The following is a 23,496-nucleotide window of genomic DNA, read 5'->3' on the forward strand; positions in this document are numbered from 1 at the left end:
TATCGTCCGGGCGCGATTAACCGTCACTCTGACGGAGATTTCGCCGGGATTTGAAATAACAGGACTGAGCGGGACAGATGTCACAAACGCCAATCGAGTTAAAGGGCAGCAGTTTTACTCTGTCTGTAGTTCACTTACATCACCACGATGCGGATGTGGTGCGCCAGGCGCTTCAGGATAAAGTCAGCCAGGCTCCCGCTTTCCTGAAAAACGCGCCGGTTGTGCTGAATGTTTCCACCTTAAACAGCGAGGTTAACTGGCGGCAAATGCAGCAGGCTATCGCGTCGACCGGCCTGCATATTGTCGGCGTCAGCGGCTGCAAAGACGAGGCGCTCAAGCGCATGATTGTTCGTGCCGGCCTGCCGCTGCTGTCTGAAGGCAAAGAACAAAAGCCCGCGCCTGAAGCGCCGGAACCGGCTAAGCCCGTTGAGATCCCGGCGGCCAGAACACGCGTCATCAACGCGCCCGTTCGCTCTGGCCAGCAAATATACGCGAAAAACAGCGACCTGATCGTCACCAGCAGCGTCAGCGCGGGTGCCGAACTGATAGCCGACGGCAATATCCATATCTATGGCATGATGCGTGGCCGGGCCTTAGCCGGGGCCGGCGGCGATCGCGACTGCCAGATTTTTTGCACGAATTTATCCGCAGAGTTAGTGTCCATTGCCGGTGAGTACTGGATTATGGACCAAATCCCTGCTGAATTTTTTGGAAAAGCGTCACGTCTTTGCTTAAAAGATGGCGCCCTGACTATACAGACACTGAACTGAGCCAGGCTCACGAGCCCTTTCTTTTCTTAAGGAAAATTATTATATGGCACGCATTATTGTTGTTACATCGGGTAAAGGAGGCGTGGGCAAAACCACGTCCAGCGCGGCCATCGCTACCGGTTTAGCCCAGAAAGGTAAAAAAACCGTCGTGATCGATTTTGATATCGGTCTGCGAAATCTCGACCTGATCATGGGCTGTGAGCGCCGGGTAGTCTACGATTTCGTTAACGTCATCCAGGGTGACGCCACGCTTAACCAGGCGCTGATTAAAGATAAGCGTACTGAAAATCTGTTTATCCTGCCTGCTTCGCAGACGCGTGACAAAGATGCCCTGACCCGCGAAGGCGTGGAAAAAGTGCTTAACGATTTGGCCACGATGGCGTTTGATTTCATCGTATGCGATTCACCGGCGGGTATTGAAACCGGCGCGCTGATGGCGCTCTATTTCGCTGACGAAGCGATTATCACCACCAACCCGGAAGTCTCCTCTGTCCGCGACTCCGACCGTATTCTCGGCATTCTCTCTTCCAAGTCTCGCCGCGCGGAAAACGGTCAGGATCCGATTAAAGAACATCTGCTGCTCACCCGTTACAATCCGGGGCGCGTTAGCCGCGGCGATATGCTGAGCATGGAAGACGTGCTGGAGATCCTGCGCATTCCGCTGGCGGGCGTGATCCCTGAAGATCAGTCCGTGCTGCGCGCATCTAACCAGGGCGAACCGGTCATTCTGGATATCGATTCCGACGCGGGCAAAGCCTATGCCGATACCGTCGATCGTCTTCTGGGTGAAGAACGTCCCTTCCGCTTCATTGAAGAAGAGAAGAAGGGTTTCCTGAAACGCCTGTTTGGGGGATAAAACATGGCCTTACTTGATTTCTTTTTATCCCGTAAAAAAAGCACAGCCAATATAGCCAAGGAACGGCTGCAGATTATCGTGGCGGAGCGCAGGAGGGGCGACGCCGAGCCTCACTATCTGCCGCAGCTGAAAAGAGACATTCTGGAAGTTATCTGCAAATACGTGAAGATCGATCCGGAAATGCTGAGCGTTAAACTGGATCAGAAAGATGACGATATCTCCATTCTGGAGCTTAACGTGACGCTGCCTGAGGCAGAAGAAACCCCGAAATGAGCCTTTGCCACGCCTGACTTTCCCCTGCCTGTTTGCAGGGGAAAAGGGCTGCGGGCAGCCCGCGTCGTTAGTAGTCTGCCAGCAACGCCAGAATGTCGTCGCGCAGCAGATCGCCCCGCCAGCCGTCGAGCAGCTCCGGCGTCCCCATCGGTTTCAGCTTCCAGTGCCAGTTCAGCAGCTGATTAATCTGCCGCCGCGAGGCCAGCAGTTCCTGACTGACGCCGTTTTTCTCCGCCGCTTCCGCCATTAGTGCCTTCAGCGCTTTAAAGACTTTTTTATAGGCGGGATTGTCGATCAGGTTAGCGACCGGCTCTGGCAGTTCGCTTTCCGGCAACGCATTGGCCTGCGCCACCATCGCCACCAGCGCCTTGCCGTGGAATCGTATTTCCTGGCCGCCCAGGCCAAGGTGATCCAGTTCGCCCAGCGAACCCGGCATATACCGCGCCACCTTCCAGAGGTTCTCTTCCCGCACCACAAAATTCACGGCCATGTCTTTTTCACGCGCCAGCTCCAGACGCCATGCGGCCATCAGGCGCAGCGCGGCAAGCTGGCGAGGACGCAGCTGCCAGGCATTGGCGATGTCGCGCCAGGCCTCTTCCGGCACCACAACGGTACGGCGACGCTGACACAGCAGGCCACACTCGTTCAGCGCGGCGTCGAGCCGACCGGCAGCTTCGGCTTCCGCCATCAGTTTCTGCGCAATCGGCAGCAGATACCAGACGTCCGCGGCGGCATAGTGGCACTGCTTTTCCGTCAGCGGACGCGCCAGCCAGTCGGTGCGCGATTCGCTCTTATCCAGCGCGATGCCGGTAAAAGATTCCACAATGGTGGCAAAACCGCAGGAGAGCGGCCGGCCGGTGAAAGCAGCCAGGATTTGCGTATCAATCATCGGTTCCGGCAGCACGCCATACTCATGCAGGAAAACTTCCAAATCCTCGCTGCCCGCGTGCAGATATTTAATGACGTTTTGATCGAGGAGCAGCTCACGAAACGGCGTCCATTCGCTGATGGGCAGCGGATCGATCAGTGAAACCCGCTCGCCGTCAAACAGCTGAATCAGTCCAAGGCCGGGATAATAGGTGCGGGTGCGAACAAACTCGGTGTCCAGCGCCACGGCGGGAACCTGACGGGCGGCCTGGCACACTTCGGCCAGCGCCTCGTTGGTGGTTATCATGGTGTAATTCAAGGTGATCCTCTCGCTGCGGCTTCTTGTGCCTCAGTGTGGTTCAATAAAAACGCCGGCTTAACCGGCGTAGAAGTTACTGGCGTGCGCCTGACTACGGCTACGGCGTCGTTTTTGCCGACGCGTCGCGCAGCTCGCGGCGCAAAATTTTGCCGACGTTGGTTTTCGGCAGCTCGTCGCGGAATTCGACAATCTTAGGAATTTTATATCCGGTCAGATGCTTCTTACAGTGGGCGATTAACTCTTCTTTGGTCAGCGAGGCGTCTTTTTTTACCACGCAGATCTTCACCGTCTCGCCGGCTACCGCATCAGGAACGCCTACCGCCGCCGCCTCGCGCACTTTGGGATGCAGCATAGCCACATCTTCGATCTCATTAGGATAAACGTTAAAACCGGAAACCAGAATCATATCTTTTTTCCGATCGACGATGCGAATAAATCCTTCCGCATCGACGGTAACAATGTCGCCGCTGTGCAGCCAGCCGTTTTTCAGCACCTCGCCGGTGGCCTGCGGATGATTCCAGTAGCCCGGCATAACCTGCGGCCCTTTAATGCAAAGCTCGCCCGGTTCGCCCGGCGCTACCTCGTTACCCTCGCCGTCCACGATGCGGATATCGGTCGACGGCACCGGCAGGCCGATGCTGCCGCTGTGGTAACGGATATCGTAAGGATTCACCGAAACCAGCGGCGAACACTCCGTCAGGCCGTAACCTTCCAGCAGATAATGACCGGTAAGCTTCTCCCAGCGTTCGGCAACGGCTTTCTGCACGGCCATGCCGCCGCCCGCCGATAGCGACAGGCTGGAAAAATCCAGCTGCTGGAAGTCTTTGTCGTTCAACAGCGCGTTAAAAAGCGTGTTGACGCCGGTAATGGCGGTAAAGCGGTTTTTCGCCAGCTCTTTCACCAGCCCCGGAATATCGCGCGGATTGGTGATCAGCAGGTTCGCCCCGCCCAGATCGATAAACAGCAGGCAGTTCACCGTCAGCGCGAAAATATGATAAAGCGGCAAGGCGGTCACTACCGTTTCTTCGCCCGCTTTCAGCAGCGAGCCATAGGTCGCCTTGGTCTGCTCCAGGTTGGCCTGCATATTGCGATGGGTCAGCATCGCCCCTTTCGCCACGCCTGTCGTCCCGCCCGTATACTGCAAAAAAGCCAGATCGTCGTTCACGATCGCAGGCCGGACATACTGCATCCGGTAGCCTTCTTGCAGCACGCGACGGAAGGAGATAGCGCCCGGCAGATGGTATTTCGGCACCATCCGCTTGATATAGCGCACCACAAAATTAACCAGCGTGCCCTTAGCCGGGGAAAGCTGGTCGCCCAACCGGGTCAGGATCACGTGCTTAAGCTGCGTTTTCGCTACCACTTTTTCCAGCGTATGGGCGAAGTTTGACACGATGACGATGGCGCTGGCGCCGCTGTCGTTAAGCTGGTGCTCCAGCTCGCGCGGCGTATAGAGTGGATTGACGTTAACAACAATCATGCCTGCACGCAGAACGCCAAACAGCGCAATCGGATACTGCAACAGGTTGGGCATCATCAGCGCGACGCGATCGCCCTTTTTCAGTCCCAGTCCCTGCTGGAGATAGGCGGCGAAAGCCCGGCTGCGCTCTTCCAGTTTACGATAGGTCATCGCCTGGCCCATGTTCATAAAGGCGGGCCTGTCGGCATAGCGGTTAGCGGCGTGTTCGAAAAGATCGATCAGGGAAGGATAACGATCGGCATCGATTTCTGCGGGAACATCTGCAGGGTAGCGGTTCAGCCAAACCTTATTCAAGGAAACACCTCGGAAACTCAACGTTGTCGTCATCACAACCTCTTAACTGCTCCATCTGTTAACATTATATTAACTCAGCGTACCAGTTTGCTGGCCCGTTCCGTTTTGAGGTTGCGAAGCATATCACTAATTTCTTCTCGTTTTGAGAAGCCAAAAAATAACCCGACGGCCGGAAACCAGCCGTCGGGTCTGTAACGCTCGGTCTGAGCGCTATTCGGTCAGGATAGTTTGCACTTCCGCTGGCCCTGGATTATAGAACATCATTCCCGGCGGCGGGCCCCAGTAGCCGCCACGATGGCGACCGCGCGGCGGGCCATACCAGATCCAGGGATCCATCGGCGGCTGCGGTGAAACAACCTGCTGCGTCAGGCGCCAGCGCTGATAGCCCGTCACGGCGACCGTGACAAACTGGTAGCTCGCCTGGCCGATTTCGCCCTTTTCCGTGCCTTTGATCGTACCGACAACCGTCACCATCTGATTATTGAGGTCGACAGGATCGACAAAGCCGTTGATATCCGCATAAATACGGCCAATCGACGGACTGCCCAGCAGCGGACGCGCAAAATCGTCCAGCCGCATGGCGGCAATCTCCAGCCGGGTCGAGCCGTTCTGATTGGTGACCTTCACCACCTTGCCGCCAAAGCGCGACTCCTGGCCGACATACAGCTGCGGCGCATTCAGCACCCGCGCCAAATCCTGCTGCGGCGTAGGCGAATGCCCTTTGACGGAATCCGGCACGCTGGCGCAGCCCGCCAGCAGCAGGGAAATTAACAGCAAACTACCTGACCGCAATAACCGTTTATTACGCATAAAAACTCTCCAGGGACACTACTCACTTTGACTCCTTTCGGGCCAATTAGTTGCTGAGTTTTTCTCTGCCCGGCTCGTTTCACGCAGCTTAAGGCGCGGCGCGGCCAGACTTATTCCCTGCCCGGCAGCTTTTTCCAGGTGACTTCGTTGCGCAGGTAGGTCGGTTCCGCCTCTTCCGGCAGCACCGTATTGCCTGCCGCCAGCTCAAGCGCCGCCAACGGGATCATATCTTCCGCACAGGGCAGCGTTACCTCGGTCGCCTGTAAGGTCAGCGTACTCTCCGCGCTCAGCTGCGGATACGCCTGCCAGCCGGTTCCCACCATCGCCCAGCTACCGTTCAGCTGCGTCATACGCGCCAGCGCGTCCTCTGGTTTGAGCACCGCTTCGGTCTCTTCTCCCTGCCAGACGCCCTGCTCGTCGCGCTGATACTGTGCCCAGTACACTTCGCCCATACGCGCATCTATCGCGGCCAGCACGCGATCGGCGCCCTGTAAACGCCAGGCGCTCTGCGCCATGGTCTTCAGCGTCGACACGCCGATTAACGGCAGCGCCGCGCCCAAAGCCAGCCCCTGCGCGATGCCGGTTCCGATACGGACGCCGGTAAAGCTGCCCGGCCCTTTACCGAAGGCCAGTCCGTCCAGTTCGTTCAGGGTCAGCGCTTCTTGTTGCAGCTGCGCCTGCACCAGCGGCAGGATACGTTGCGTATGTTCGCGGGCGCACAGCTCAAAATGCGCCGTGACCTTGCCATTATTCAGCAACGCGACCGAACAGGCCTCGGTGGCCGTATCAATAGCTAAAATTCGCATGGATTTTTACCTCAGGCGGGACAAAATTTTCGGCGCGCAGCATAGCATACTGCGCGGGTAATTACTGCGGCCGCAGGAAATCCACCGCCTGTTGAATATCCCGCGTACGCGGCGTGGGCGGCAGGCTGTTCAGAAACACCGCGCCGTAGGGACGCATCACCAGGCGGTTATCGCAGATCACCAGCACGCCGCGATCGTCAACGTCGCGGATCAGGCGGCCGACGCCCTGTTTAAGCGTGATAACCGCGTCCGGCAGCTGCACCTCGTCAAACGGATCGCCGCCGCGCAGCTTACAGTCTTCCATGCGCGCTTTCAGCAAGGGATCGTCAGGCGAGGTAAACGGCAGCTTGTCGATAATGACCAGCGACAGCGCATCGCCGCGCACGTCCACCCCTTCCCAGAAGCTACTGGTCGCCACCAGCACCGCGTTGCCTGCCGCGATAAACTGTTTTAACAGCTCGCCTTTGCTGGTTTCTCCCTGTAGTAATACGGGCAGCGTCAGCATGGCGCGGAACTGCTCGGCCAGCTCGCGCATCATCTGATGCGAGGTACAAAGGAAGAAGCAGCGGCCGTTGTTAGCCTCGATCAGCGGCAGCAACATGCGCGCCAGCTGTCTGGCGCCACCGGGCTGATTGGGCGAAGGCAGATTGCGCGGCACGCACAGCAGCGCCTGGCTGGCGAAATCGAACGGGCTATTAAGGATCAGCGTTTCTGCGCCAGCGACGCCCAGCCTTTCAACAAAGTGGGTCATCTGCTCATTTACCGCCAGCGTGGCGGAGGTGAAAATCCAGCTGGCTGGGCGCTCGTCCATTACTTCCCGGAAGCGATCCGATACCGACAGCGGCGTCAGCGCCAGCACAAAATGGCGGCTGTTGCACTCATACCAGTAGCTGAAACCGGGCTGCGAGACATCTTTCAGCCGCTTCAGCCTGCCGCGATAGAGCGCCGCCCGTTCAAAGGCCGCATCCAGCAGCGCCGAACGGCCCAGCGACAGCTTCGCGACGTCATAACAAAGCTCCAGCGCATCGTCCAGCAGCAACAGCGCGCGCTGAATATTGGCGTTATTAAGGACTTCCCGCAGATTGCCGCGAAAGCCGGGATCGCCCAGCGCCAGGCGGAAATCCTGCGCGCTTTGCGCCAGCCGATCTGCAGATTTTTGCAGCTGCTGGGCGTCACGCACCTCGGTGCGATAGGCGATGGTGATGTCTTTGGCGAGATCCAGCAGCTGCTTGCTGGAAAGCTGCTGGCCGAAGTACTGGCTGGCGATATCCGGCACCTGATGCGCTTCATCAAAGATCATCACGTCCGCCTCCGGGATCAGCTCCGCAAAACCGCTCTCTTTTACCACCATATCGGCCAGAAAGAGATGATGGTTCACCACCACCACATCCGCGTCCATCGCTTTGCGGCGCGCTTTCACCACGAAACAGTCCTGATAGAGAGGACAGTCGCTGCCCAGGCAGTTGTCATTGGTGCTGGTGACCAGCGGCCAGACCGGGCTGTCTTCCGCCACGCCGCCGCAGGTGCTGATATCACCGTCCACCGTTTCGCTCGACCAGCCGCGCAGGTGCACCAGATCGCTCATCGCCTGCGCCGCCAGCTCGCCGCCCGCCATCGACTGCTGCTCCAGCCGCTCCAGGCAGAGGTAGTTCGAGCGCCCTTTCAGCAGCGCCAGTTTCCCTTTAAATGCTAATGCACGGGCGACCGTAGGCAAATCGCGGCTGTAAAGCTGATCCTGAAGCGCTTTAGATCCGGTAGAAATAATGACTTTTTTACCCGAGCGCAGCGCCGGTGCCAGGTAGGCATAGGTTTTGCCGGTTCCGGTGCCCGCTTCTACTACCAGCTCGCGCTTGTTATCGATGGCCGTTGTGACCGCCTCCGCCATCAGGCGCTGAGGTTCGCGTGGCTTAAAGCCTGGAATGGCCTGCGCCAGCGCGCCGTCTGCTGCAAAATCGTTTACCACGTATCCTCACCGCCCGTTAAAAAAAGCAGGCTATTATGGCAGTATTACCGTAAGGATACAAACCAATACAAATCAAAAGGTTATAGCTGAATCAGGCATGTTATGCCGCGAACGGACACAAAGAAAGGGGGTCAGAAAAGGAGGAGGCTGCGCCACTGTAGCGAGGCGCTTATAGTATTAACACTGCTTTATTTTCCCTGGTGAAAGAATCATCTTTAGCGGTGTGGGTAAGGCCAGCTATGATCCCAGCCCGACGCCGAAAGCAAGCCGGTCGCGATAAAATAGACCAGCAAAACCGCAAAAACGGCTATGGCTATTTTTTCAATTAAAACAATAATCTTAGAAGATTGCATACGAATACCCCTTATTTTACCAGTGGATTTGCCTGCCAGAGCAAAACTAGAATGTTACCGGTAAAATCGCAAGCCTTTCCCTTTATCAATTCAATTGACTTTGTTAATGCATATTTCGTTTTTATAGCCACATCCCGCCACGGGCCTTACAGCAGCCTGAGCTGTTTATCCTTTGTCGGGTCTTTTTTGCGGCGCGGCGCGGGAGGCTGCGGCCGCTGCATCTCCAGCCGCAGCCAGTGCAGGATCGCCTGCACAACCCACGCCTGCTGCGCTGCCGTTAGCGGCTGGTGCGCAGGTATCTGGTGCCATTTGCTCAGGCAGCCGCGACAGCAGGTGGCCGTGGCATGCTGGGCAATAAATACCGGATGACCGCGCATCGGCGTTTGCTTGCCGTCATTAACAGGCTCTGCGGGAGCAAGGCGCTCACGAATAAAGTCAGCAGCATGCGCGACGATCTCCTCTTCGCCCTTGTCCAGGCAATAGCGGTATTCGCGGTGGCCTAAATGGAATTTTTGCCGAAACGGCGAGCGCGACAGGCGCAGAAAAAGATCGTCAATGGCGGGCATAATCAATCCAGGCAGAAAAAGTAAGGCAGAGCGCCAGCATAGCATTCTCCTGCCGCCGACAGGAATGCTGAGGGATGACAACCACGCAGGCATTATGCCAGGCTATCGGCCACTAAAGTGATAACAAGAGAGAACCTGATGCCTATTGATCGTCTTGACCCGGAACACCGCATGTCGGAAGCGGTTGTGCATAACGATACGATTTATTACACCAGCGTGCCGGAAAACCTGGACGAGGACGCCGAAGCGCAGACGGCTAACGCGCTGGCGGTAATCGACCGCATCCTGACCCGCCTGGGCTCGGATAAAAGCCGTATTCTGGACGCCACTATTTTTCTGGTACACAAAGAGGATTTTCCGGCGATGAACCGCGCCTGGGACGCCTGGGTGTCGCCAGGCAACGCGCCGGTGCGCTGCACCGTGCAGGCCGGCCTGATGAACCCGAAATATCTGGTTGAGATCAAGATCGTCGCCGCCAGATAAACTTATGGCGCACCGGGCGGTGCGCCATTTACTTACTCTTCTTCTTCGTCGTCAGCGTGGTGAGCGTCGTGGTAGTTAGCCCGCTCGCGCGCCTCGTCTTCATCCTCTTCATCTTCATCGTCAAAACGAACGGCAATCATCTCGCCCGTGTGCGTTTCGCGAATTTCAGCCGCCACCAGCTGGATAGCCTGTCCGCTGCTCATGCCGTCGGCCATCAGCTCCTGGATACGCTCCACTGCCTGCTGTTGCTGCTCAAGCGACAGCGCCGGTAAACCACTAATCATAATTGCTCCTGTTTCAGTCGCGGGAATTATTCCACGCGTAACAAACAGATGCCAGCAGCAGAAAAATATGTCAGGCTTGCTGCCTGTTTTAGTTCTGATCTGCCTTAATCATGCCACCTGTTTATTATCCTCTGGAGTATACGCCCGAATCGCTCGGGGATCTGTTTACTGTTATCGCCCATCAGCCCTGGGCGATGCTGCTGGACTCCGGCTTTGCGGAACACAGCGACAATCGCTTCGATATTATGGTCGCCGACCCCGTCGCCACGCTGACCACCTGCGGCGGTCTGACCTGCGTAGTACGTGACGGTCTGGTGACGGAAAGCGAACAGGATCCGCTCGTTCTGCTGCATCAGACGTTGCAGGAGAGCAATTTGCAGGCGGCTGAAAGCAGCGACTACCCTTTTCAGGGCGGCGCGCTGGGGTTGTTCGGCTACGATCTGGGACGACGGTTCGAGAAGCTGCCGCAGCTGGCGAAGCCGGATTTAACCACGCCGGATATGGCCGTGGGCATTTACGACTGGGCGCTGATTGCCGATCACCATCGCCAGACCCTGACGCTGATCACGCATGGCGACGCCGCGCAACGGCTGCGCTGGCTTGATGAACAAACGCCGCAGGTGCCCGAGCCTTTTCGCCTGACCAGCGCCTGGGCTTCCAATATGAGTCGTGAAGCCTACGGCGAGAAGTTCCGTCAGGTGCAGGCGTGGCTGCGCAGCGGCGACTGCTATCAAATCAATCTGGCCCAGCGCTTTCAGGCCAGCTACAGCGGCGATGAATGGCAGGCATACAGATCGCTGACCCGCCAGAACCGCGCGCCCTTCAGCGCCTTTCTTCGCCTGCCGGACAGCGCCATCTTAAGCCTTTCGCCCGAACGCTTTCTGCATATGGCGGCGGGCGAAATCGAAACCCGCCCAATTAAGGGCACGCTGCCGCGCCTGAGCGATCCCCAGGCCGATCGCCGTCAGGCGGAGAAGCTGGCGCAGTCGCCTAAGGATCGGGCGGAAAACCTGATGATTGTCGACCTGCTGCGCAACGATATTGGCCGCGTAGCCGTACCCGGCACGGTAAAAGTGCCGGAGCTGTTTGTCGTAGAGCCTTTCCCGGCGGTGCATCATCTGGTCAGTACCATTACCGGCACGCTGAAACCCGGGCTTACGGCCTGCGATCTGCTGCGCGCCTGTTTCCCTGGCGGATCTATCACCGGTGCGCCTAAAGTACGGGCAATGGCTATTATCGATGAGCTTGAACCGCACCGCCGCAACGCCTGGTGCGGCAGCATCGGTTATCTCAGCGTCTGCGGCCGCATGGATACCAGCATCACCATCCGCACCCTGACGGCGGAAAAGGGCCAGCTTTACTGTACCGCTGGCGGCGGTATCGTGGCCGACAGCGACGAGCAGTCGGAATATCAGGAAACGTTCGATAAGGTAAACCGCATTCTTCCCTGTCTGGAGCACTATCATGCCTGACGCGTCACCGGCGCTGGAGCGTTTTATCACCCGTTTTCAGCTACAGCGGCCCGAGCCTGCCGTGCCTCAGCTGCCCACGCGCCAGGCGGCGGTGCTGGTGCCGATTATTAACCGTCCGCGTCCTGCGCTGCTGCTGACCCGACGCGCCGCCACGCTACGCAAGCATGCCGGGCAGGTCGCCTTCCCCGGCGGGATGCGGGATAATGAAGATCGGTCACTGATTTACACCGCGCTGCGCGAAGCGCAGGAAGAGGTCGCTATTCCGCCTGAAAGCGTAAAGGTGATCGGCGTGCTGCCGCCCGTGACCAGCAGCACCGGTTTTCAGGTTACGCCGGTAGTAGGCATTCTGCCTGATAATCTTGCCTGGCACGCCAATGAAGCGGAGGTGGAATCGGTTTTTGAGATGCCGCTTCAGGAAGCACTCCGGCTGGGGCGCTATGCACCGCTGGATATCCAGCGCCACGGCATAACACACCGGATCTGGCTTTCCTGGTTTGACGACTATTTTATCTGGGGCATGACTGCGGGCATTATCCGCCAGCTCAGCCTGCAGGTAACAGAGTAGCGGTTTCGCACAAAATAGCGTCGCTTGCCCGCTTTGCCAGAGCTTTACAGCAAAACGGCAAAGAAATTCCCTCTTTTAGTTTGCCTTACCCCTTCACAATTAGCGTAAATCCTTTATATTGCAGCGCAAAAGACCGGCCCCGAATCATAGCGGGCCGGTTTTTGTTTGCCTTAGTTCAGGTCAGGCAGAAAAAAGCAGCGGACGCCAGTGTGATGCAGCCCGCAATAACTTTTCTGTCTGCAGAAGATTAGTTTATTTCATGCGACTATCGTTCACATGATGATTACCATTAAATATTATCCAGCGATTAACTGCGGACCCGGGAGCAGAATGTGATTAGCGTTTTCGACATGTTTAAGATCGGCATAGGCCCATCCAGTTCCCATACGGTGGGGCCGATGAAAGCCGGCAAACAGTTTGTTGACGATCTGGTCAGCCTGGGCAAATTAACCGATGTGACGCGCATCGCCGTCGACGTTTACGGTTCGCTTTCTCTGACCGGTAAAGGGCACCACACCGATATCGCGATTATTATGGGCCTGTCGGGCGCCTCGCCGGAAAGTGTGGATATCGACGGCATTCCGGCCTTTATTCGTGATGTAGAGGCGCGACAGCGTCTGCTGCTGGCCGGCGGCGCGCACGAAGTCGATTTTCCACGCGAAGGCGGCATGGTGTTTCGCAGCGATAATCTCTCCCTGCATGAAAACGGTATGCGCATTCATGCCTTCTCGGGCGACGAGCTGATTTACAGCAAAACCTACTATTCCATCGGCGGCGGCTTTATCGTCGATGAAGAGCATTTCGGCCAGTCCACGCTGAACGAAGTGTCGGTGCCCTATCCGTTCAACTCAGCGAAAGAGATGCTGGCCCACTGTCATGAAACCGGCCTGTCGCTTTCCGGTATGGTGATGAAGAACGAACTGGCGCTGCACAGCCGGGCGGAGATCGAACACTATTTTGCGGACGTCTGGCAGAGCATGCGCGACTGTATCGATCGCGGCCTGAATACCGAAGGCGTTCTGCCTGGCCCGCTGCGCGTACCGCGCCGCGCCGCCGCGCTGCGCCGTTTGCTGGTTTCCTCCGACAAACTTTCCAGCGATCCTATGAACGTAATCGACTGGGTAAACATGTTTGCGCTGGCCGTTAACGAAGAGAACGCGGCGGGCGGCCGGGTGGTGACGGCCCCAACCAACGGCGCCTGCGGCATCGTGCCGGCCGTGCTGGCCTATTACGATCACTTTATCGCTTCGGTCAGTCCCGATATTTTTATCCGCTATTTTATGGCGGCGGGCGCCGTCGGCATCCTGTACAAGATGAACGCCTCGATTTCCGGCGCGGAAGTGGGCTGCCAGGGCGAGGTCGGCGTGGCCTGTTCAATGGCGGCGGCGGGTCTGGCCGAGCTGCTGGGCGCCAGCCCGGAGCAGGTTTGCGTGGCGGCGGAAATCGGCATGGAGCACAACCTGGGCCTGACCTGCGATCCGGTTGCGGGTCAGGTACAGGTTCCCTGCATCGAACGTAACGCCATTGCTTCGGTAAAAGCGATTAACTCCGCGCGCATGGCGATGCGGCGTACCAGCGAGGCACGCGTTTCGCTGGATAAAGTGATCGAAACGATGTATGAAACCGGCAAGGATATGAACGCCAAATACCGTGAAACTTCCCGCGGCGGCCTGGCGATAAAAGTACAGTGTGACTGATTTTTCGCCAGCGCCTTCTGCGGCGCTGGCGCTTTCCTTTTCCCTCTATTTCTGCTGTTGGCAACCCGCTGTTTAACCCCGTTTTTCATTTCTCAGGACTAAACTTAATCTTACTTTTGCCGATAACAGGCTGGTTCGCGTTTCGCTTTAAGGATGGTCATTAATGCAAGTGTCACAGGAAGCCACTGGGGCGTTTCGCCGCAGACGCTTGTTAATTGCTGTGGTAGTCGCCGCGCTGGTGCTTATCCTTACCCTGGCTTTACGCTTTATCGTCGAAAAAAATCATATCGAAAAGCTGTCGCACACTTTTGCCAGCAAAGCGATCCAGCGTTTCGATCGCCTTTTTTCGCCGCTTGACGTGGCGGCTAATAATACGCAGGGGCTGGTGGGCCTGCCGTGCGATCAGGTTCGTTTTCCGCTGGTGGAAAAGCTGGCCTCGCTGCAAACCGTGCGATCAATTATCCTGGTCGATCGGGACAATATGTACTGTTCCAGCATTTATGGCAGTACCAATCTTGCCTTCAGCGCCACCTATCCCGAACTGGCCGTAAACAATCAGCGAATGTTGCTAAGCACCGACGATCATCTGCTTAAGGGATCACCGGTACTGCTGCTGTGGACGCCGCTGGAAGCAGGCAACAGGGCCGGGATCCTGCAACTCGTTAATATCGAGCTGATGAGCAACTACCTGCTTGAGCCTGAGTTGCCGTGGGTGGAACGCGTTATTTTCAATGTAGGCGAACACAGCCTGGAATACGGCAATCCCCTGATTGAAAAAGCGCTGCCGTCCGAGGATGAAGTCAGCTATCAGGACGCCTCGCTGCGCTATCCTTTTTCCGTCACGCTGTATGGGCCGGCGCCCGCCAGGCTGGCGCTGCTGGCGCTGCCTGAACAGCTGCCGCTGGCGCTGCTGCTGAGCCTGCTGTCCGGCTACATTGTCTGGCTGGCGACCGCGAACCGCATGAGCCTTGCCTGGCAGATCAGCTACGGCATTAACGCGCGTGAATTTATGGTGTACTGCCAGCCGCTGATTAACGCCCGCAGCGGCGAATGCGAAGGCATCGAGCTGCTGCTGCGCTGGCATAACGACCGCCAGGGCTGGGTATCGCCGGATCTTTTTATTCCGCTGGCCGAGCGGCATAATTTAATCGCGCCGCTGACGCGTTATGTGTTAACCGAGGTGGTCAGCCAGCTGCCGCTGCTGCCGGCCCGCTCCGATTTCCATATTGCCATCAACGTCGCTTCCAGCCATTTTCATGACCGGCAAATCGTGACGGATTTGAAGCAGCTCTGGTGGCCGGCGAACCCGGCTCCGCAGCTGATTGTGGAACTGACCGAGCGCGATGCGCTGCCGGAGGTTGACCAGCGCGTGGTGGCTCAGCTGCGCCAGAACGGCGTGAAGCTGGCGATTGACGATTTCGGCACCGGCCACAGTTCGCTCTCCTATCTGAAAACGCTTAGCCCGGACGTGCTGAAAATCGATAAGGTTTTTACCGCGGCGATAGGGACAGACGCGATTAACGCGACCGTTACGGATATGGTGATTTCCCTGGCGCAGCGGCTGAATATCAGCCTGGTTGCGGAAGGCGTGGAAACGGCAGCTCAGGCGGCCTACCTGCGTGAGAAAGGCGTGGATGTGTTGCAGGGATATCTGTTTGCCCGACCGATGCCGCTGGAAAGTTTCCCTCAGTGGCTTAGCGAACATCAGCCGCCCGGCGGCGGCTGATGTTTCGTCAGGTTTAGCCTTCTTCCACCGGGGCTTTTTCCCGCGTCACGCGGACCAGATCAATACGATAGTCGGTAGCAGAGACAATCTGGAAGGCGAACGGCGGCAGTGCTATTACCTCGCCCGCCTGGGGCAGCTGGCCTTTCTGGGCAATCAGCAGTCCCGCCAGCGAAGCATGATCGTCTGCCGGCTTCACCAGCATCTGGGTATCCAGCAGCTGCTGCAAAGAATGCAGATCGGTGCCGCCCTTCACCAGCCAGCCTTCGCCATCAGCGACGATATCAGGCGTTTCATCCTCATCCGGGAACTCGCCCGCAATCGCCTCCAGCACGTCCAGCGGCGTTATCAGACCCTGCACCACGCCGAACTCATTGCTTACCACCACAAAGCTGCCCCTGGCGCGACGCAGCACGCCCAGCAGATTGATCGGATCCAGCGTTTCCGGCACGATCACCGGCGGCATAGCGGCAGCATAGGTGGCAACATCAATGCCCTGCTCCAGGGCCACCAGCAGCTCTTTTGCCCGCACGACGCCGACAATCTCATCCAGCTCTCCCCGGCAGACGGGGAACAGGCTGTGCGGCGTATCCAGCAGCTGCACGCGGATTTCATCCGCCGGACGCTCGGCGTTGACCCAGGAAATATCGCCGCGCGGCGTCATAATGCTGCGTACCGAGCGCGAGGCCAGCGTCAGCACGCCGTTAATCATATAGCGCTCTTCATCTTTAAAGGTTTCCTGCGGCATCAGCTTGAGGGTTTCGCTCTCCTGTTCGCCGTTATCCGTATGGCCCCCGCGTCGTCCCCCCATAAGCCGCTGAATAGCTTCGGCGGTACGCTCACGCATCGGTCTTTTGGACTGATGGCGAAGAAAATTCACCCGCGCGATCTGGTTAAACAGCTCGATCAGAATAGAGAAGCCGATAGCCGCGTAGAGGTAGCCTTTTGGAATATGGAAGCCAAAGCCTTCCGCCACCAGGCTAAGCCCGATCATCAACAGGAAGCTGAGGCAGAGCACCACGACTGTAGGATGCGCGTTGACAAACCGGGTCAGCGGTTTTGAGGCCAGCAGCATCACGCCCATCGCGATCACCACCGCCGTCATCATAATCGCCAGGTTGTTGACCATGCCAACGGCAGTGATTACCGCATCCAGCGAGAAGACGGCATCCAGCACCACAATCTGGATAACCACGGACCAAAAGCTGGCATAGCCCTTAGCGCCTCCGCCGATGTGCTCACGGTTTTCCAGCCTTTCATGCAGCTCCATCGTCGCTTTGAACAGCAGAAAGAAACCGCCGACCAGCAGGATCAGATCGCGCCCCGAAAAGCTGAAATCCGCGACGCTGAACAACGGACGCGTCAGGGTCACCATCCAGGAGATCAGAGAAAGCAGACCCAGGCGCATAATCAGCGCCAGAGACAGGCCTATCAGACGGGCTTTATCACGCTGCTTTGGCGGCAGCTTATCGGCCAGGATGGCGATAAAAACCAGGTTATCTATTCCCAACACGATTTCAAGGACGACCAGCGTCAGCAGACCGGCCCAGATTGACGGGTCTAAGAGAAATTCCATGACAGGCTCCGAACAGAGATAGGGGAAAAAGAAACTGGCAACACCATCGCGCAGCTTATGGCTGGAGACAAGGCAAGATAAGCGCCATCAAAAGGCAAAGTCAGAGTGGCCGCGTAGGCCGGTGGCTTAGTTAAACAACTTCGGTGACGATCCATAGGGAGGGCGCAGGCCCGTGGCTCCTGTAAAAATTAAGGAGTTCTACTGTAAACAGCGCACGGGACAACGTCAAAATATTTGCTTACATTTACAGAAGACCGTTCAGTCACAAACGGCCCTGCTCCGCTATTCGCCAGAAGAAGGCGCCTCTGCCTGCTGCGCAGCCTCAGGCTTTTCCTTTTGCCACAGGCGCAGCGTAAAGTCCGTTTCAACCTCAAACGACGGCGTGGTAGCCAGCACGCCCCAGACTTCAGGACGGGCGCGCCACGCAAAAGGCGTCATCTGCAAGAGTGCGGCGGACGTCTCACTGTTAAGGCTCATTAAATAATTAAGCGAATGCTGCTCTACCAGCGTAAAGCCCGGCAACGCTTCGGGCGTTTCATCATGCAGGCGTGCTTCCTGATAGATTAGCTCTTTGAACTGCAGCAGGTGACGCGGCCCCGGCGTAACGGTCAGGACGTAGCCGTGGGGCTTTACTACCCGCGCCAGCTCCTCCGCCTTGCAGGGCGCATAGATACGCAGCACGGCATCAAACTGTTCGCTGGCAAACGGCAGCCGGTGGCTGGACGCCACGCAAAAACGAACGTTGCGATAGCGTTTAGCGCCAGCACGCACCGCGACTCTGGATACATCCAGCGCGTGGACTTCCGCCTCGCCGTTTTTTTGCAGCATATCGGCCACCGCGTGGGTGTAATAGCCTTCGCCACAGCCAATATCGAGCACGCTGGCGTTTTCGGGCGGCAGGATGCGCTGGAAAATATCGCAGACGCTGGACTGGAGAGGCTGATAGTGCCCGGCATCCAGAAATTCACGTCGCGCCTGCATCATCTCGGCGCTGTCGCCCGGCTGCTTAGATCGCTTGTGCTGCACCGGCAGCAGATTGACGTAGCCCTCTTTTGCCCGATCGAACTGATGCCGGTTTTCACATCGCCAGCCGGAAGCATCGGGCAGCAAGGGATGATGGCAAAGCGGGCAAAGATAAGACATAACAACTCTCCGGTAACGTTAAGAGCGGCAGTTTACCGGAAATATGCAGGCCAGGGCAGGTTTTCATGGATGGAAAGGAAAAAGCCCCGCCGATACCGGCAGGGCTTTATTATTCTGATGCTTGCCTGAACCGTCGCGCGGGCAACGGCAAGATCGAAAATTAGATAGCGGTGACGTTCACAGCAGCAGGGCCTTTCTGGCCGTCCTGAATTTCGAACTCAACGTTCTGGCCTTCAGCCAGAGTTTTGAAGCCATTGCCCTGGATAGCAGAGAAGTGTACGAACACGTCTTTGCTGCCGTCTGCAGGGGTAATGAAGCCAAAACCTTTAGACTCGTTGAACCACTTAACCTGACCTTTAATCTTTGCCATTTTGCAAATTCCTTAGAGTGTTAATTCGCCCGGGGGCGTGACGTACAGAAAAATCAGAGACACAACTGCATGAGGCATAAATTAAGGCTCGGCAAGGAAGCGGTATTCAACGTAACGTCTTTACTCAGAACTTCTTTACTGAAGATGCCATACATAAACAGAACTGTACCCCGTTTTACCAAAAGCGTTATCACATATTCGATTATTAATGGCAAGTCATTTTTATAAGGTCGTCGGACTGTCGCACATATTTGAAACGTCTGCGGCACTTATTGCACATCAACAAAGGAATTATTGAACGTCGCCAGAGTAAAACCGAATGGCACAGGCCCGTCGGTCATGCAATTTTCTAAGCACATCTTAGCCTGCCGCTGCGGCCAAGTCTACGGCTTCTCGCTGCGCTCCGGGCGATTTTCCATCTGGCTTATTGCAGAAATATGACATTGCTTACTCAAAAATCTTCATTTAAAGATGGCTCCGCGCCACGCAAAATTAGAATGGCATTGGGGTATCAAAAGGAGCATATGGTTCATATTTAAATTTAAACTGCACCAAAATCAGGAAAATGTATTTTTGCCTGCCCCATTTAAATGCAGCCCCCTTCCCGATTAATTGCCATTAGTACCATCAATCTATTTGGATTAACCGGCATTGATATCAGCGCGTACGCATTTTAAATTCCCTTACCAGGATTATTCTTAATTTATATTTTTAAGGGGCATCCTCGCGCCAATTTTCCACGCGCTGAAACGGTGCTCGTCCAGCTTTGCTGCCTGCATCTTTTCGCTCAGCACGCGCGGCGGCTCGTCCAGCGATTCGTCCGCCAGCTCGAATACGCCCCAATGAATGGGAATGGTGACGGGCTGGCCCAGCGCCTGATGTAGCGAAATGGCCTCGTCCGGATCCATATGCTGTCCGCGCATAAACCACTGCGGCGCATAAGCGCCCGTTGGCAAAGCAGCCAGGTTGAAAGGCCCCAGCCTGCGCGGGATCTCCAGCAGCCTTTCGGAATAGCCGCTGTCGCCGCTGAACCAGAAATTTACGCCCTGACTCTTTACTACCCAACCGCACCATAAAGAGCGGTTGCGATCCCAGGGCGTACGCATACTCCAGTGACGCGCCGGAACGGCAAAGATCTGCATTTCGCGATCGGTGACGCTTTCCCACCAGTCCAGCTGCGTGACCTTTTTCGCCCCGCGTTTTTTAAACCAGGGCGCCAGCCCCAGCGGCACCACAAAATGCACGTCCGGAAAATGACGCAGGATCAGTTTGATGGTAGGCCAGTCAAGATGGTCGTAATGGCTGTGCGAAATCAGTACGCGATCCAACGCGGGCAGGTCTTCGACTTTCAGCGCGGCAGGCGTTTTGCGCTGCGGCCCGTAAAATTGGAGCGGCGACGCGCGCGACGCCAGCGCGGGATCGATCAGCGTGTATTTGCCCGAGGTGCGCAGCAGCAGGCAGGCATGGCCCAGCCACCAGACGGCATCCTCCTCGCCGCTTAAATCGGCAGGCTGCCACCACTGACGAATAAACGCATCGTAGCCCTGCGCCGGTGGAAAAGGCAGCCCCTGCGCCTTGCGCTCTTTGCGCCAGCGCTGTAAATCACCGGGCTGGCGGAGATCCTGTTCAGGGTTACGGAAGCCTTCCGGCGTGTGGTGCGCTTTTTGCGGATCGTACCAGGGGTTTTGCCAGGCCATGCGGTGCTCCTTGTGCCGGAGCGATTAGCGCTCCGGAATTAAACGAATAAAATCAGTCTCATTGTTATCTTCAGCCGGCACCTGCCGCGCGCCGACAAGCTTTATCAGCAGCTGGTTCTGCCGTTTCTGCTCGTCAAGCAGCTCCTCCAGCAGGCGGATCTGTTCATTAGCTCTGACGCTGGCGCGAGTAATAAAAAACCAGGCGACCAGCCCGACAAGCATAATGCCGATAAGCAAGCCGGCTCCCGCCGCGCCATTGGCGACCTCGTTTAACATACCTATACTCCTGATGTTACATATAATTATAATGAGCCGAATTTTACCTGCTCATCAACGAATTGATAGCGCGCTGATGGAAATTTAGGAACCTTCGCGCAGGCTTTATGGCGGCACTGCTGTATGCTGACAATGTTTTGCGTATCTGCTCACAATGTACTGGCGTCGGCGACTACGGGAAAGGCCGACGCATAAAGGAGAAAGCATGAAATTTTTTGTTCGTCTTGTTGGCCTGCTGGTCGTGATTTGGCTGGCTCTGCTGGTCACCGGCTATGGCGTACTGGCCGGAAGCCATAAGAATGTCGCAGGGATGGGGCTGCAATGCCAGTATCTTACCGCTCGCGGCATGACCACCGCCCAGTATCTGCACAGCGACAGCGGCATTGTCGGCGTCACCGACTGCCCTTTGCTGAAAAAAAGCAGTGAAGTGATCGATAACTGAAACCGCGACGGGCCGAGTGCTGTCGGCCCGTCGGTTCAGAAAGGATAGTCCCGATAGCCCATCTGTTCCGATATCAGCCTGCCCGCACGGTGCAGCATCGCAACATAGTTGCCCTTCTCTTCTTCCGTAAAACGGATGGTCGGGAAGGAGATGCTCAGTCCGGCAATCACCACGCCAAAGCGATCGAATATCGGCACGGCAATGCAGCGCAATCCCTCTTCCTGTTCTTCGTTATCTTCGCCAAAGCCCTGTGCGCGTACCCGTTCCAGCTGGGTTATCAGCGCGTCCGTAGACGTAAGCGTGCGGGAGGTATTCTTCTGAAAGCTGACCTCTGCCAGGATGCTTTTCACCTCTTCCGGATCGCGCCAGGCCAGCAGCACTTTACCAATAGCGGTGCTGTAAAGCGGATTGCGTCGGCCAATGCGCGAGTACATGCGCAGATTGTAAAGCGAGTCGATTTTGTGAATATAAACAATACTGTCTTCTTCCAGCGCGCCCAGGTGGATCGTCTCGCGGGTGAGGCGGGAAAGTTCGCGCATCTGGATATCGGCGCTGCGTATCAGATCGACATTCTGTAACGCCTTTGCGCCCAGCTCAAACAGCTTCAGGGTCAGGCTATATTTTTCCGTGTCGCCTTCCTGCGCAACGTAGCCCAGCGACTTCATGGTCTGTAAAAAACGATAAACGGTGCTTTTCGACATCATCACCCGCTGTGACAGCTCGGTAATGCCGTGCGCTCGCTCTTCGCCTAACGCCTGTAAAATGCCAAACACTTTCAGTACGGAAGAGACCGAATCGGGCTGTTTATCCACCTCATCCTTCGCCATAACGCTTTTGCCTTATTGTTTTATAAAAAATGGAACACTATTCCCAGTATACTTTTTGCCGCAGCGGCAGCGCAACGCTAACCTGTCGGCAGCACAGACACATTTGCTGATGGTTGAGCGCGCTGAATAAATGGTAAGGCAAGGAAAAAATCATTAGCATTATGATATTCACTCTCCTGACTATTTTCTCTATGCCGCAAACTCTTCCATCGGATGGCCTGCCCGTTCCGCAGCGCTATGGCGCGATTTTAGCTATCGCACTGGGTATTACCGTTGCCGTGCTGGACGGCGCTATCGCCAACGTGGCGCTGCCAACCATTGCCCGCGATCTTCAGGCCAGTCCGGCGGCCTCAATCTGGATCGTCAACGCCTATCAGCTGGCGATTATCGTCTCGCTGCTTTCGCTCTCTTTTCTGGGCGATATCCTGGGCTACCGCCGCGTCTATCAGTGTGGACTGGTGGTATTTACCTGTACCTCGCTGTTCTGCGCGTTTTCCGACTCGCTGGGCATGTTGACCTTCGCCAGGGTGCTGCAGGGTTTTGGCGGCGCGGCACTGATGAGCGTGAACACCGCGCTGATCCGCATCATTTATCCGCAGCGCTACCTGGGGCGCGGAATGGGCATTAACTCCCTCATCGTCGCCGTCTCAACCGCCGCTGGCCCGACCGTGGCCGCTGCCGTGCTCTCTGTCGCCTCCTGGCAATGGCTGTTCCTGATTAACGTGCCGGTAGGCCTCGGCGCGCTATTTCTCGCCTTCCGCTTTCTACCCGATAATCCGCAAAAAGCCAGCGAACAGCGCTTTGATATTCCCAGCGCCATCATGAACGCGCTGACGTTTGGCCTGTTAATCTCTGCGCTGAGCGGTTTCGCCCAGGGTCAGAGCGGCAAACTGGTTGCGGCGGAACTGGTCGCGCTGGTAGTTATTGGCGTGGTGTTTATTCGTCGGCAGCTGCGGCTGCCGGTGCCGCTGCTGCCGGTCGACCTGCTGCGTATCCCGGTATTCTCGCTGTCGCTCGGCACCTCGGTATGCTCCTTTTGCGCGCAGATGCTGGCGATGGTGTCGCTGCCGTTTTTTCTGCAAACCGTGCTGCATCGCGACGAGGTAGCGACAGGCCTGCTGCTGACGCCGTGGCCGCTGGCAACGATGGTGATGGCACCGATAGCGGGCAGACTCATCGAGCGCTACCATGCCGGGCTGTTGGGCGCTATAGGGCTGGGATGCTTTGCGATCGGCCTGTTTTCGCTGGCGCTGCTGCCAGCTTCGCCGGATAACTGGAGCATTATCTGGCGCATGATGATCTGCGGCGCGGGCTTTGGCCTGTTTCAGTCGCCCAACAACCACACTATTATCAGTTCGGCGCCACGTCATCGCAGCGGTGGCGCGAGCGGCATGTTGGGCACGGCGCGCCTGCTGGGTCAAACCAGCGGCGCGGCGCTGGTCGCGTTAATGTTCAATCTGTTCAGCGATCAGGGCACGCACGCCTCGCTGCTGCTGGCGGGGGGATTTTCTACGCTGGCCGCCATCGTCAGCGCGCTTCGGCTGACGCAGCCGGGGCCGCAACAGAAAGCGGGCTGATCGACAG

At 56.9% G+C, this 23,496-nt stretch carries 24 protein-coding genes; 10 read left to right on the forward strand and 14 right to left on the reverse strand.

Features of this window, described 5'->3' with window-relative positions; all coding sequences use genetic code 11:
- Positions 1–77 precede the first annotated feature (77 nt).
- From minC to minE, 3 genes are read left to right on the forward strand one after another with little or no spacing between them, the layout of a single operon-like run.
- The gene (minC, locus tag AB3U87_RS01005; protein ID WP_369894648.1) at positions 78–770 is read left to right on the forward strand and encodes a septum site-determining protein MinC; all 693 of its coding nucleotides are present in this window, start codon (positions 78–80) and stop codon (positions 768–770) included.
- Between the two features lie 43 nt (positions 771–813).
- On the forward strand, positions 814–1,626 hold the full coding sequence (gene minD / locus AB3U87_RS01010) for a septum site-determining protein MinD (protein ID WP_125287791.1): 813 nt from the start codon (positions 814–816) through the stop codon (positions 1,624–1,626).
- 3 nt (positions 1,627–1,629) lie between these two features.
- A complete protein-coding gene (minE, locus tag AB3U87_RS01015) occupies positions 1,630–1,899 on the forward strand; it encodes a cell division topological specificity factor MinE (RefSeq protein ID WP_253453681.1) in 270 nt (89 codons plus the stop codon).
- Positions 1,900–1,966: 67 nt separating this feature from the next.
- On the opposite strand, the gene rnd is transcribed toward minE, so the two are convergent.
- The 6 genes from rnd to AB3U87_RS01045 all read right to left on the reverse strand — a co-directional run bounded on the left by rnd (position 1,967) and on the right by AB3U87_RS01045 (position 9,357).
- A complete protein-coding gene (gene rnd, locus AB3U87_RS01020) occupies positions 1,967–3,073 on the reverse strand; it encodes a ribonuclease D (RefSeq protein WP_301729718.1) in 1,107 nt (368 codons plus the stop codon).
- A 109-nt stretch (positions 3,074–3,182) separates the two neighbouring features.
- Entirely contained in the window at positions 3,183–4,859 is a 1,677-nt protein-coding gene (gene fadD, locus AB3U87_RS01025) for a long-chain-fatty-acid--CoA ligase FadD (RefSeq protein ID WP_253453677.1), read from the reverse strand.
- 210 nt (positions 4,860–5,069) lie between these two features.
- A complete protein-coding gene (locus AB3U87_RS01030; protein ID WP_253453674.1) occupies positions 5,070–5,669 on the reverse strand; it encodes a Slp family lipoprotein in 600 nt (199 codons plus the stop codon).
- 110 nt (positions 5,670–5,779) lie between these two features.
- Complete coding sequence (tsaB, locus tag AB3U87_RS01035; RefSeq protein WP_253453671.1) at positions 5,780–6,475, reverse strand: tRNA (adenosine(37)-N6)-threonylcarbamoyltransferase complex dimerization subunit type 1 TsaB; 696 nt, start codon at positions 6,473–6,475, stop codon at positions 5,780–5,782.
- Positions 6,476–6,536: 61 nt separating this feature from the next.
- On the reverse strand, positions 6,537–8,438 hold the full coding sequence (locus AB3U87_RS01040; protein ID WP_253453668.1) for a DNA repair helicase YoaA: 1,902 nt from the start codon (positions 8,436–8,438) through the stop codon (positions 6,537–6,539).
- Between the two features lie 499 nt (positions 8,439–8,937).
- Positions 8,938–9,357 carry a DUF4186 domain-containing protein gene (locus AB3U87_RS01045; RefSeq protein ID WP_253453664.1) on the reverse strand — a complete coding sequence of 140 codons (420 nt, stop codon included), beginning with the start codon at positions 9,355–9,357 and terminating at the stop codon, positions 8,938–8,940.
- A 138-nt stretch (positions 9,358–9,495) separates the two neighbouring features.
- On the opposite strand from AB3U87_RS01045, the gene AB3U87_RS01050 reads away from it, so the two are divergent.
- A complete protein-coding gene (locus tag AB3U87_RS01050; protein ID WP_301252791.1) occupies positions 9,496–9,840 on the forward strand; it encodes a RidA family protein in 345 nt (114 codons plus the stop codon).
- 32 nt (positions 9,841–9,872) lie between these two features.
- Here AB3U87_RS01050 and AB3U87_RS01055 read toward each other — a convergent pair whose 3' ends face one another.
- On the reverse strand, positions 9,873–10,124 hold the full coding sequence (locus tag AB3U87_RS01055) for a YoaH family protein (protein ID WP_253460853.1): 252 nt from the start codon (positions 10,122–10,124) through the stop codon (positions 9,873–9,875).
- A gap of 110 nt (positions 10,125–10,234) precedes the next feature.
- Between AB3U87_RS01055 and pabB the strand changes: the two genes are divergently transcribed.
- From pabB to AB3U87_RS01075, 4 genes are all read left to right on the forward strand, one after another.
- On the forward strand, positions 10,235–11,596 hold the full coding sequence (pabB, locus tag AB3U87_RS01060; RefSeq protein WP_394148104.1) for an aminodeoxychorismate synthase component 1: 1,362 nt from the start codon (positions 10,235–10,237) through the stop codon (positions 11,594–11,596).
- Complete coding sequence (locus tag AB3U87_RS01065) at positions 11,589–12,161, forward strand: CoA pyrophosphatase (RefSeq protein ID WP_253460847.1); 573 nt, start codon at positions 11,589–11,591, stop codon at positions 12,159–12,161. Before pabB ends, AB3U87_RS01065 begins: the two co-directional genes overlap by 8 nt.
- Before the next feature lie 332 nt (positions 12,162–12,493).
- Positions 12,494–13,858, forward strand: coding sequence for an L-serine ammonia-lyase (gene sdaA / locus AB3U87_RS01070; RefSeq protein WP_253460844.1), 1,365 nt, complete (start codon positions 12,494–12,496; stop codon positions 13,856–13,858).
- A 163-nt stretch (positions 13,859–14,021) separates the two neighbouring features.
- Positions 14,022–15,584, forward strand: a complete 1,563-nt coding sequence (locus AB3U87_RS01075) for an EAL domain-containing protein (RefSeq protein ID WP_253460841.1) — start codon at positions 14,022–14,024, stop codon at positions 15,582–15,584.
- Positions 15,585–15,597: 13 nt separating this feature from the next.
- Here AB3U87_RS01075 and AB3U87_RS01080 read toward each other — a convergent pair whose 3' ends face one another.
- From AB3U87_RS01080 to AB3U87_RS01105, 6 genes are all read right to left on the reverse strand, one after another.
- A complete protein-coding gene (locus AB3U87_RS01080) occupies positions 15,598–17,157 on the reverse strand; it encodes a TerC family protein (protein ID WP_301252794.1) in 1,560 nt (519 codons plus the stop codon).
- 282 nt (positions 17,158–17,439) lie between these two features.
- Positions 17,440–18,300, reverse strand: coding sequence for a 23S rRNA (guanine(745)-N(1))-methyltransferase (rlmA, locus tag AB3U87_RS01085; RefSeq protein ID WP_301252796.1), 861 nt, complete (start codon positions 18,298–18,300; stop codon positions 17,440–17,442).
- Between the two features lie 160 nt (positions 18,301–18,460).
- Complete coding sequence (cspE, locus tag AB3U87_RS01090) at positions 18,461–18,670, reverse strand: transcription antiterminator/RNA stability regulator CspE (protein ID WP_001062678.1); 210 nt, start codon at positions 18,668–18,670, stop codon at positions 18,461–18,463.
- A 53-nt stretch (positions 18,671–18,723) separates the two neighbouring features.
- Positions 18,724–18,825, reverse strand: coding sequence for a DUF2627 domain-containing protein (locus AB3U87_RS01095; protein WP_253461303.1), 102 nt, complete (start codon positions 18,823–18,825; stop codon positions 18,724–18,726).
- Positions 18,826–19,368: 543 nt separating this feature from the next.
- Entirely contained in the window at positions 19,369–20,367 is a 999-nt protein-coding gene (locus AB3U87_RS01100) for an MBL fold metallo-hydrolase (protein ID WP_253460832.1), read from the reverse strand.
- A 24-nt stretch (positions 20,368–20,391) separates the two neighbouring features.
- Positions 20,392–20,643 (reverse strand): YebO family protein, encoded by a 252-nt coding sequence (locus AB3U87_RS01105; RefSeq protein WP_301729454.1) that lies wholly within the window; start codon positions 20,641–20,643, stop codon positions 20,392–20,394.
- Positions 20,644–20,848: 205 nt separating this feature from the next.
- Here AB3U87_RS01105 and AB3U87_RS01110 point away from each other — a divergent pair, with 205 nt between their 5' ends.
- Positions 20,849–21,085 (forward strand): YobH family protein, encoded by a 237-nt coding sequence (locus tag AB3U87_RS01110; protein WP_253460826.1) that lies wholly within the window; start codon positions 20,849–20,851, stop codon positions 21,083–21,085.
- 35 nt (positions 21,086–21,120) lie between these two features.
- On the opposite strand, the gene kdgR is transcribed toward AB3U87_RS01110, so the two are convergent.
- Positions 21,121–21,912 carry a DNA-binding transcriptional regulator KdgR gene (gene kdgR / locus AB3U87_RS01115; protein ID WP_253460823.1) on the reverse strand — a complete coding sequence of 264 codons (792 nt, stop codon included), beginning with the start codon at positions 21,910–21,912 and terminating at the stop codon, positions 21,121–21,123.
- A 161-nt stretch (positions 21,913–22,073) separates the two neighbouring features.
- Between kdgR and AB3U87_RS01120 the strand changes: the two genes are divergently transcribed.
- Positions 22,074–23,489 (forward strand): MFS transporter, encoded by a 1,416-nt coding sequence (locus AB3U87_RS01120; RefSeq protein ID WP_394148109.1) that lies wholly within the window; start codon positions 22,074–22,076, stop codon positions 23,487–23,489.
- The last annotated feature ends 7 nt before the right edge of the window (positions 23,490–23,496 follow it).

The organism is Erwinia plantamica, from assembly GCF_043420595.1.
Lineage (GTDB): Bacteria > Pseudomonadota > Gammaproteobacteria > Enterobacterales > Enterobacteriaceae > Erwinia > Erwinia aeris.

What these genes read in the sequence shown, in the direction of transcription:
- minC (WP_369894648.1), top strand. Translation starts at nt 78, where the DNA reads ATGTCACAAACGCCAATCGAGTTAAAGGGCAGCAGTTTTACTCTGTCT.
- minD (WP_125287791.1), top strand. Translation starts at nt 814, where the DNA reads ATGGCACGCATTATTGTTGTTACATCGGGTAAAGGAGGCGTGGGCAAA.
- minE (WP_253453681.1), top strand. Translation starts at nt 1,630, where the DNA reads ATGGCCTTACTTGATTTCTTTTTATCCCGTAAAAAAAGCACAGCCAAT.
- rnd (WP_301729718.1), bottom strand. Translation starts at nt 3,073, where the DNA reads ATGATAACCACCAACGAGGCGCTGGCCGAAGTGTGCCAGGCCGCCCGT.
- AB3U87_RS01030 (WP_253453674.1), bottom strand. Translation starts at nt 5,669, where the DNA reads ATGCGTAATAAACGGTTATTGCGGTCAGGTAGTTTGCTGTTAATTTCC.
- tsaB (WP_253453671.1), bottom strand. Translation starts at nt 6,475, where the DNA reads ATGCGAATTTTAGCTATTGATACGGCCACCGAGGCCTGTTCGGTCGCG.
- AB3U87_RS01045 (WP_253453664.1), bottom strand. Translation starts at nt 9,357, where the DNA reads ATGCCCGCCATTGACGATCTTTTTCTGCGCCTGTCGCGCTCGCCGTTT.
- AB3U87_RS01050 (WP_301252791.1), top strand. Translation starts at nt 9,496, where the DNA reads ATGCCTATTGATCGTCTTGACCCGGAACACCGCATGTCGGAAGCGGTT.
- AB3U87_RS01055 (WP_253460853.1), bottom strand. Translation starts at nt 10,124, where the DNA reads ATGATTAGTGGTTTACCGGCGCTGTCGCTTGAGCAGCAACAGCAGGCA.
- pabB (WP_394148104.1), top strand. Translation starts at nt 10,235, where the DNA reads ATGCCACCTGTTTATTATCCTCTGGAGTATACGCCCGAATCGCTCGGG.
- AB3U87_RS01065 (WP_253460847.1), top strand. Translation starts at nt 11,589, where the DNA reads ATGCCTGACGCGTCACCGGCGCTGGAGCGTTTTATCACCCGTTTTCAG.
- AB3U87_RS01075 (WP_253460841.1), top strand. Translation starts at nt 14,022, where the DNA reads ATGCAAGTGTCACAGGAAGCCACTGGGGCGTTTCGCCGCAGACGCTTG.
- AB3U87_RS01080 (WP_301252794.1), bottom strand. Translation starts at nt 17,157, where the DNA reads ATGGAATTTCTCTTAGACCCGTCAATCTGGGCCGGTCTGCTGACGCTG.
- rlmA (WP_301252796.1), bottom strand. Translation starts at nt 18,300, where the DNA reads ATGTCTTATCTTTGCCCGCTTTGCCATCATCCCTTGCTGCCCGATGCT.
- cspE (WP_001062678.1), bottom strand. Translation starts at nt 18,670, where the DNA reads ATGGCAAAGATTAAAGGTCAGGTTAAGTGGTTCAACGAGTCTAAAGGT.
- AB3U87_RS01095 (WP_253461303.1), bottom strand. Translation starts at nt 18,825, where the DNA reads ATGTATGGCATCTTCAGTAAAGAAGTTCTGAGTAAAGACGTTACGTTG.
- AB3U87_RS01100 (WP_253460832.1), bottom strand. Translation starts at nt 20,367, where the DNA reads ATGGCCTGGCAAAACCCCTGGTACGATCCGCAAAAAGCGCACCACACG.
- AB3U87_RS01105 (WP_301729454.1), bottom strand. Translation starts at nt 20,643, where the DNA reads ATGTTAAACGAGGTCGCCAATGGCGCGGCGGGAGCCGGCTTGCTTATC.
- AB3U87_RS01110 (WP_253460826.1), top strand. Translation starts at nt 20,849, where the DNA reads ATGAAATTTTTTGTTCGTCTTGTTGGCCTGCTGGTCGTGATTTGGCTG.
- kdgR (WP_253460823.1), bottom strand. Translation starts at nt 21,912, where the DNA reads ATGGCGAAGGATGAGGTGGATAAACAGCCCGATTCGGTCTCTTCCGTA.
- AB3U87_RS01120 (WP_394148109.1), top strand. Translation starts at nt 22,074, where the DNA reads ATGATATTCACTCTCCTGACTATTTTCTCTATGCCGCAAACTCTTCCA.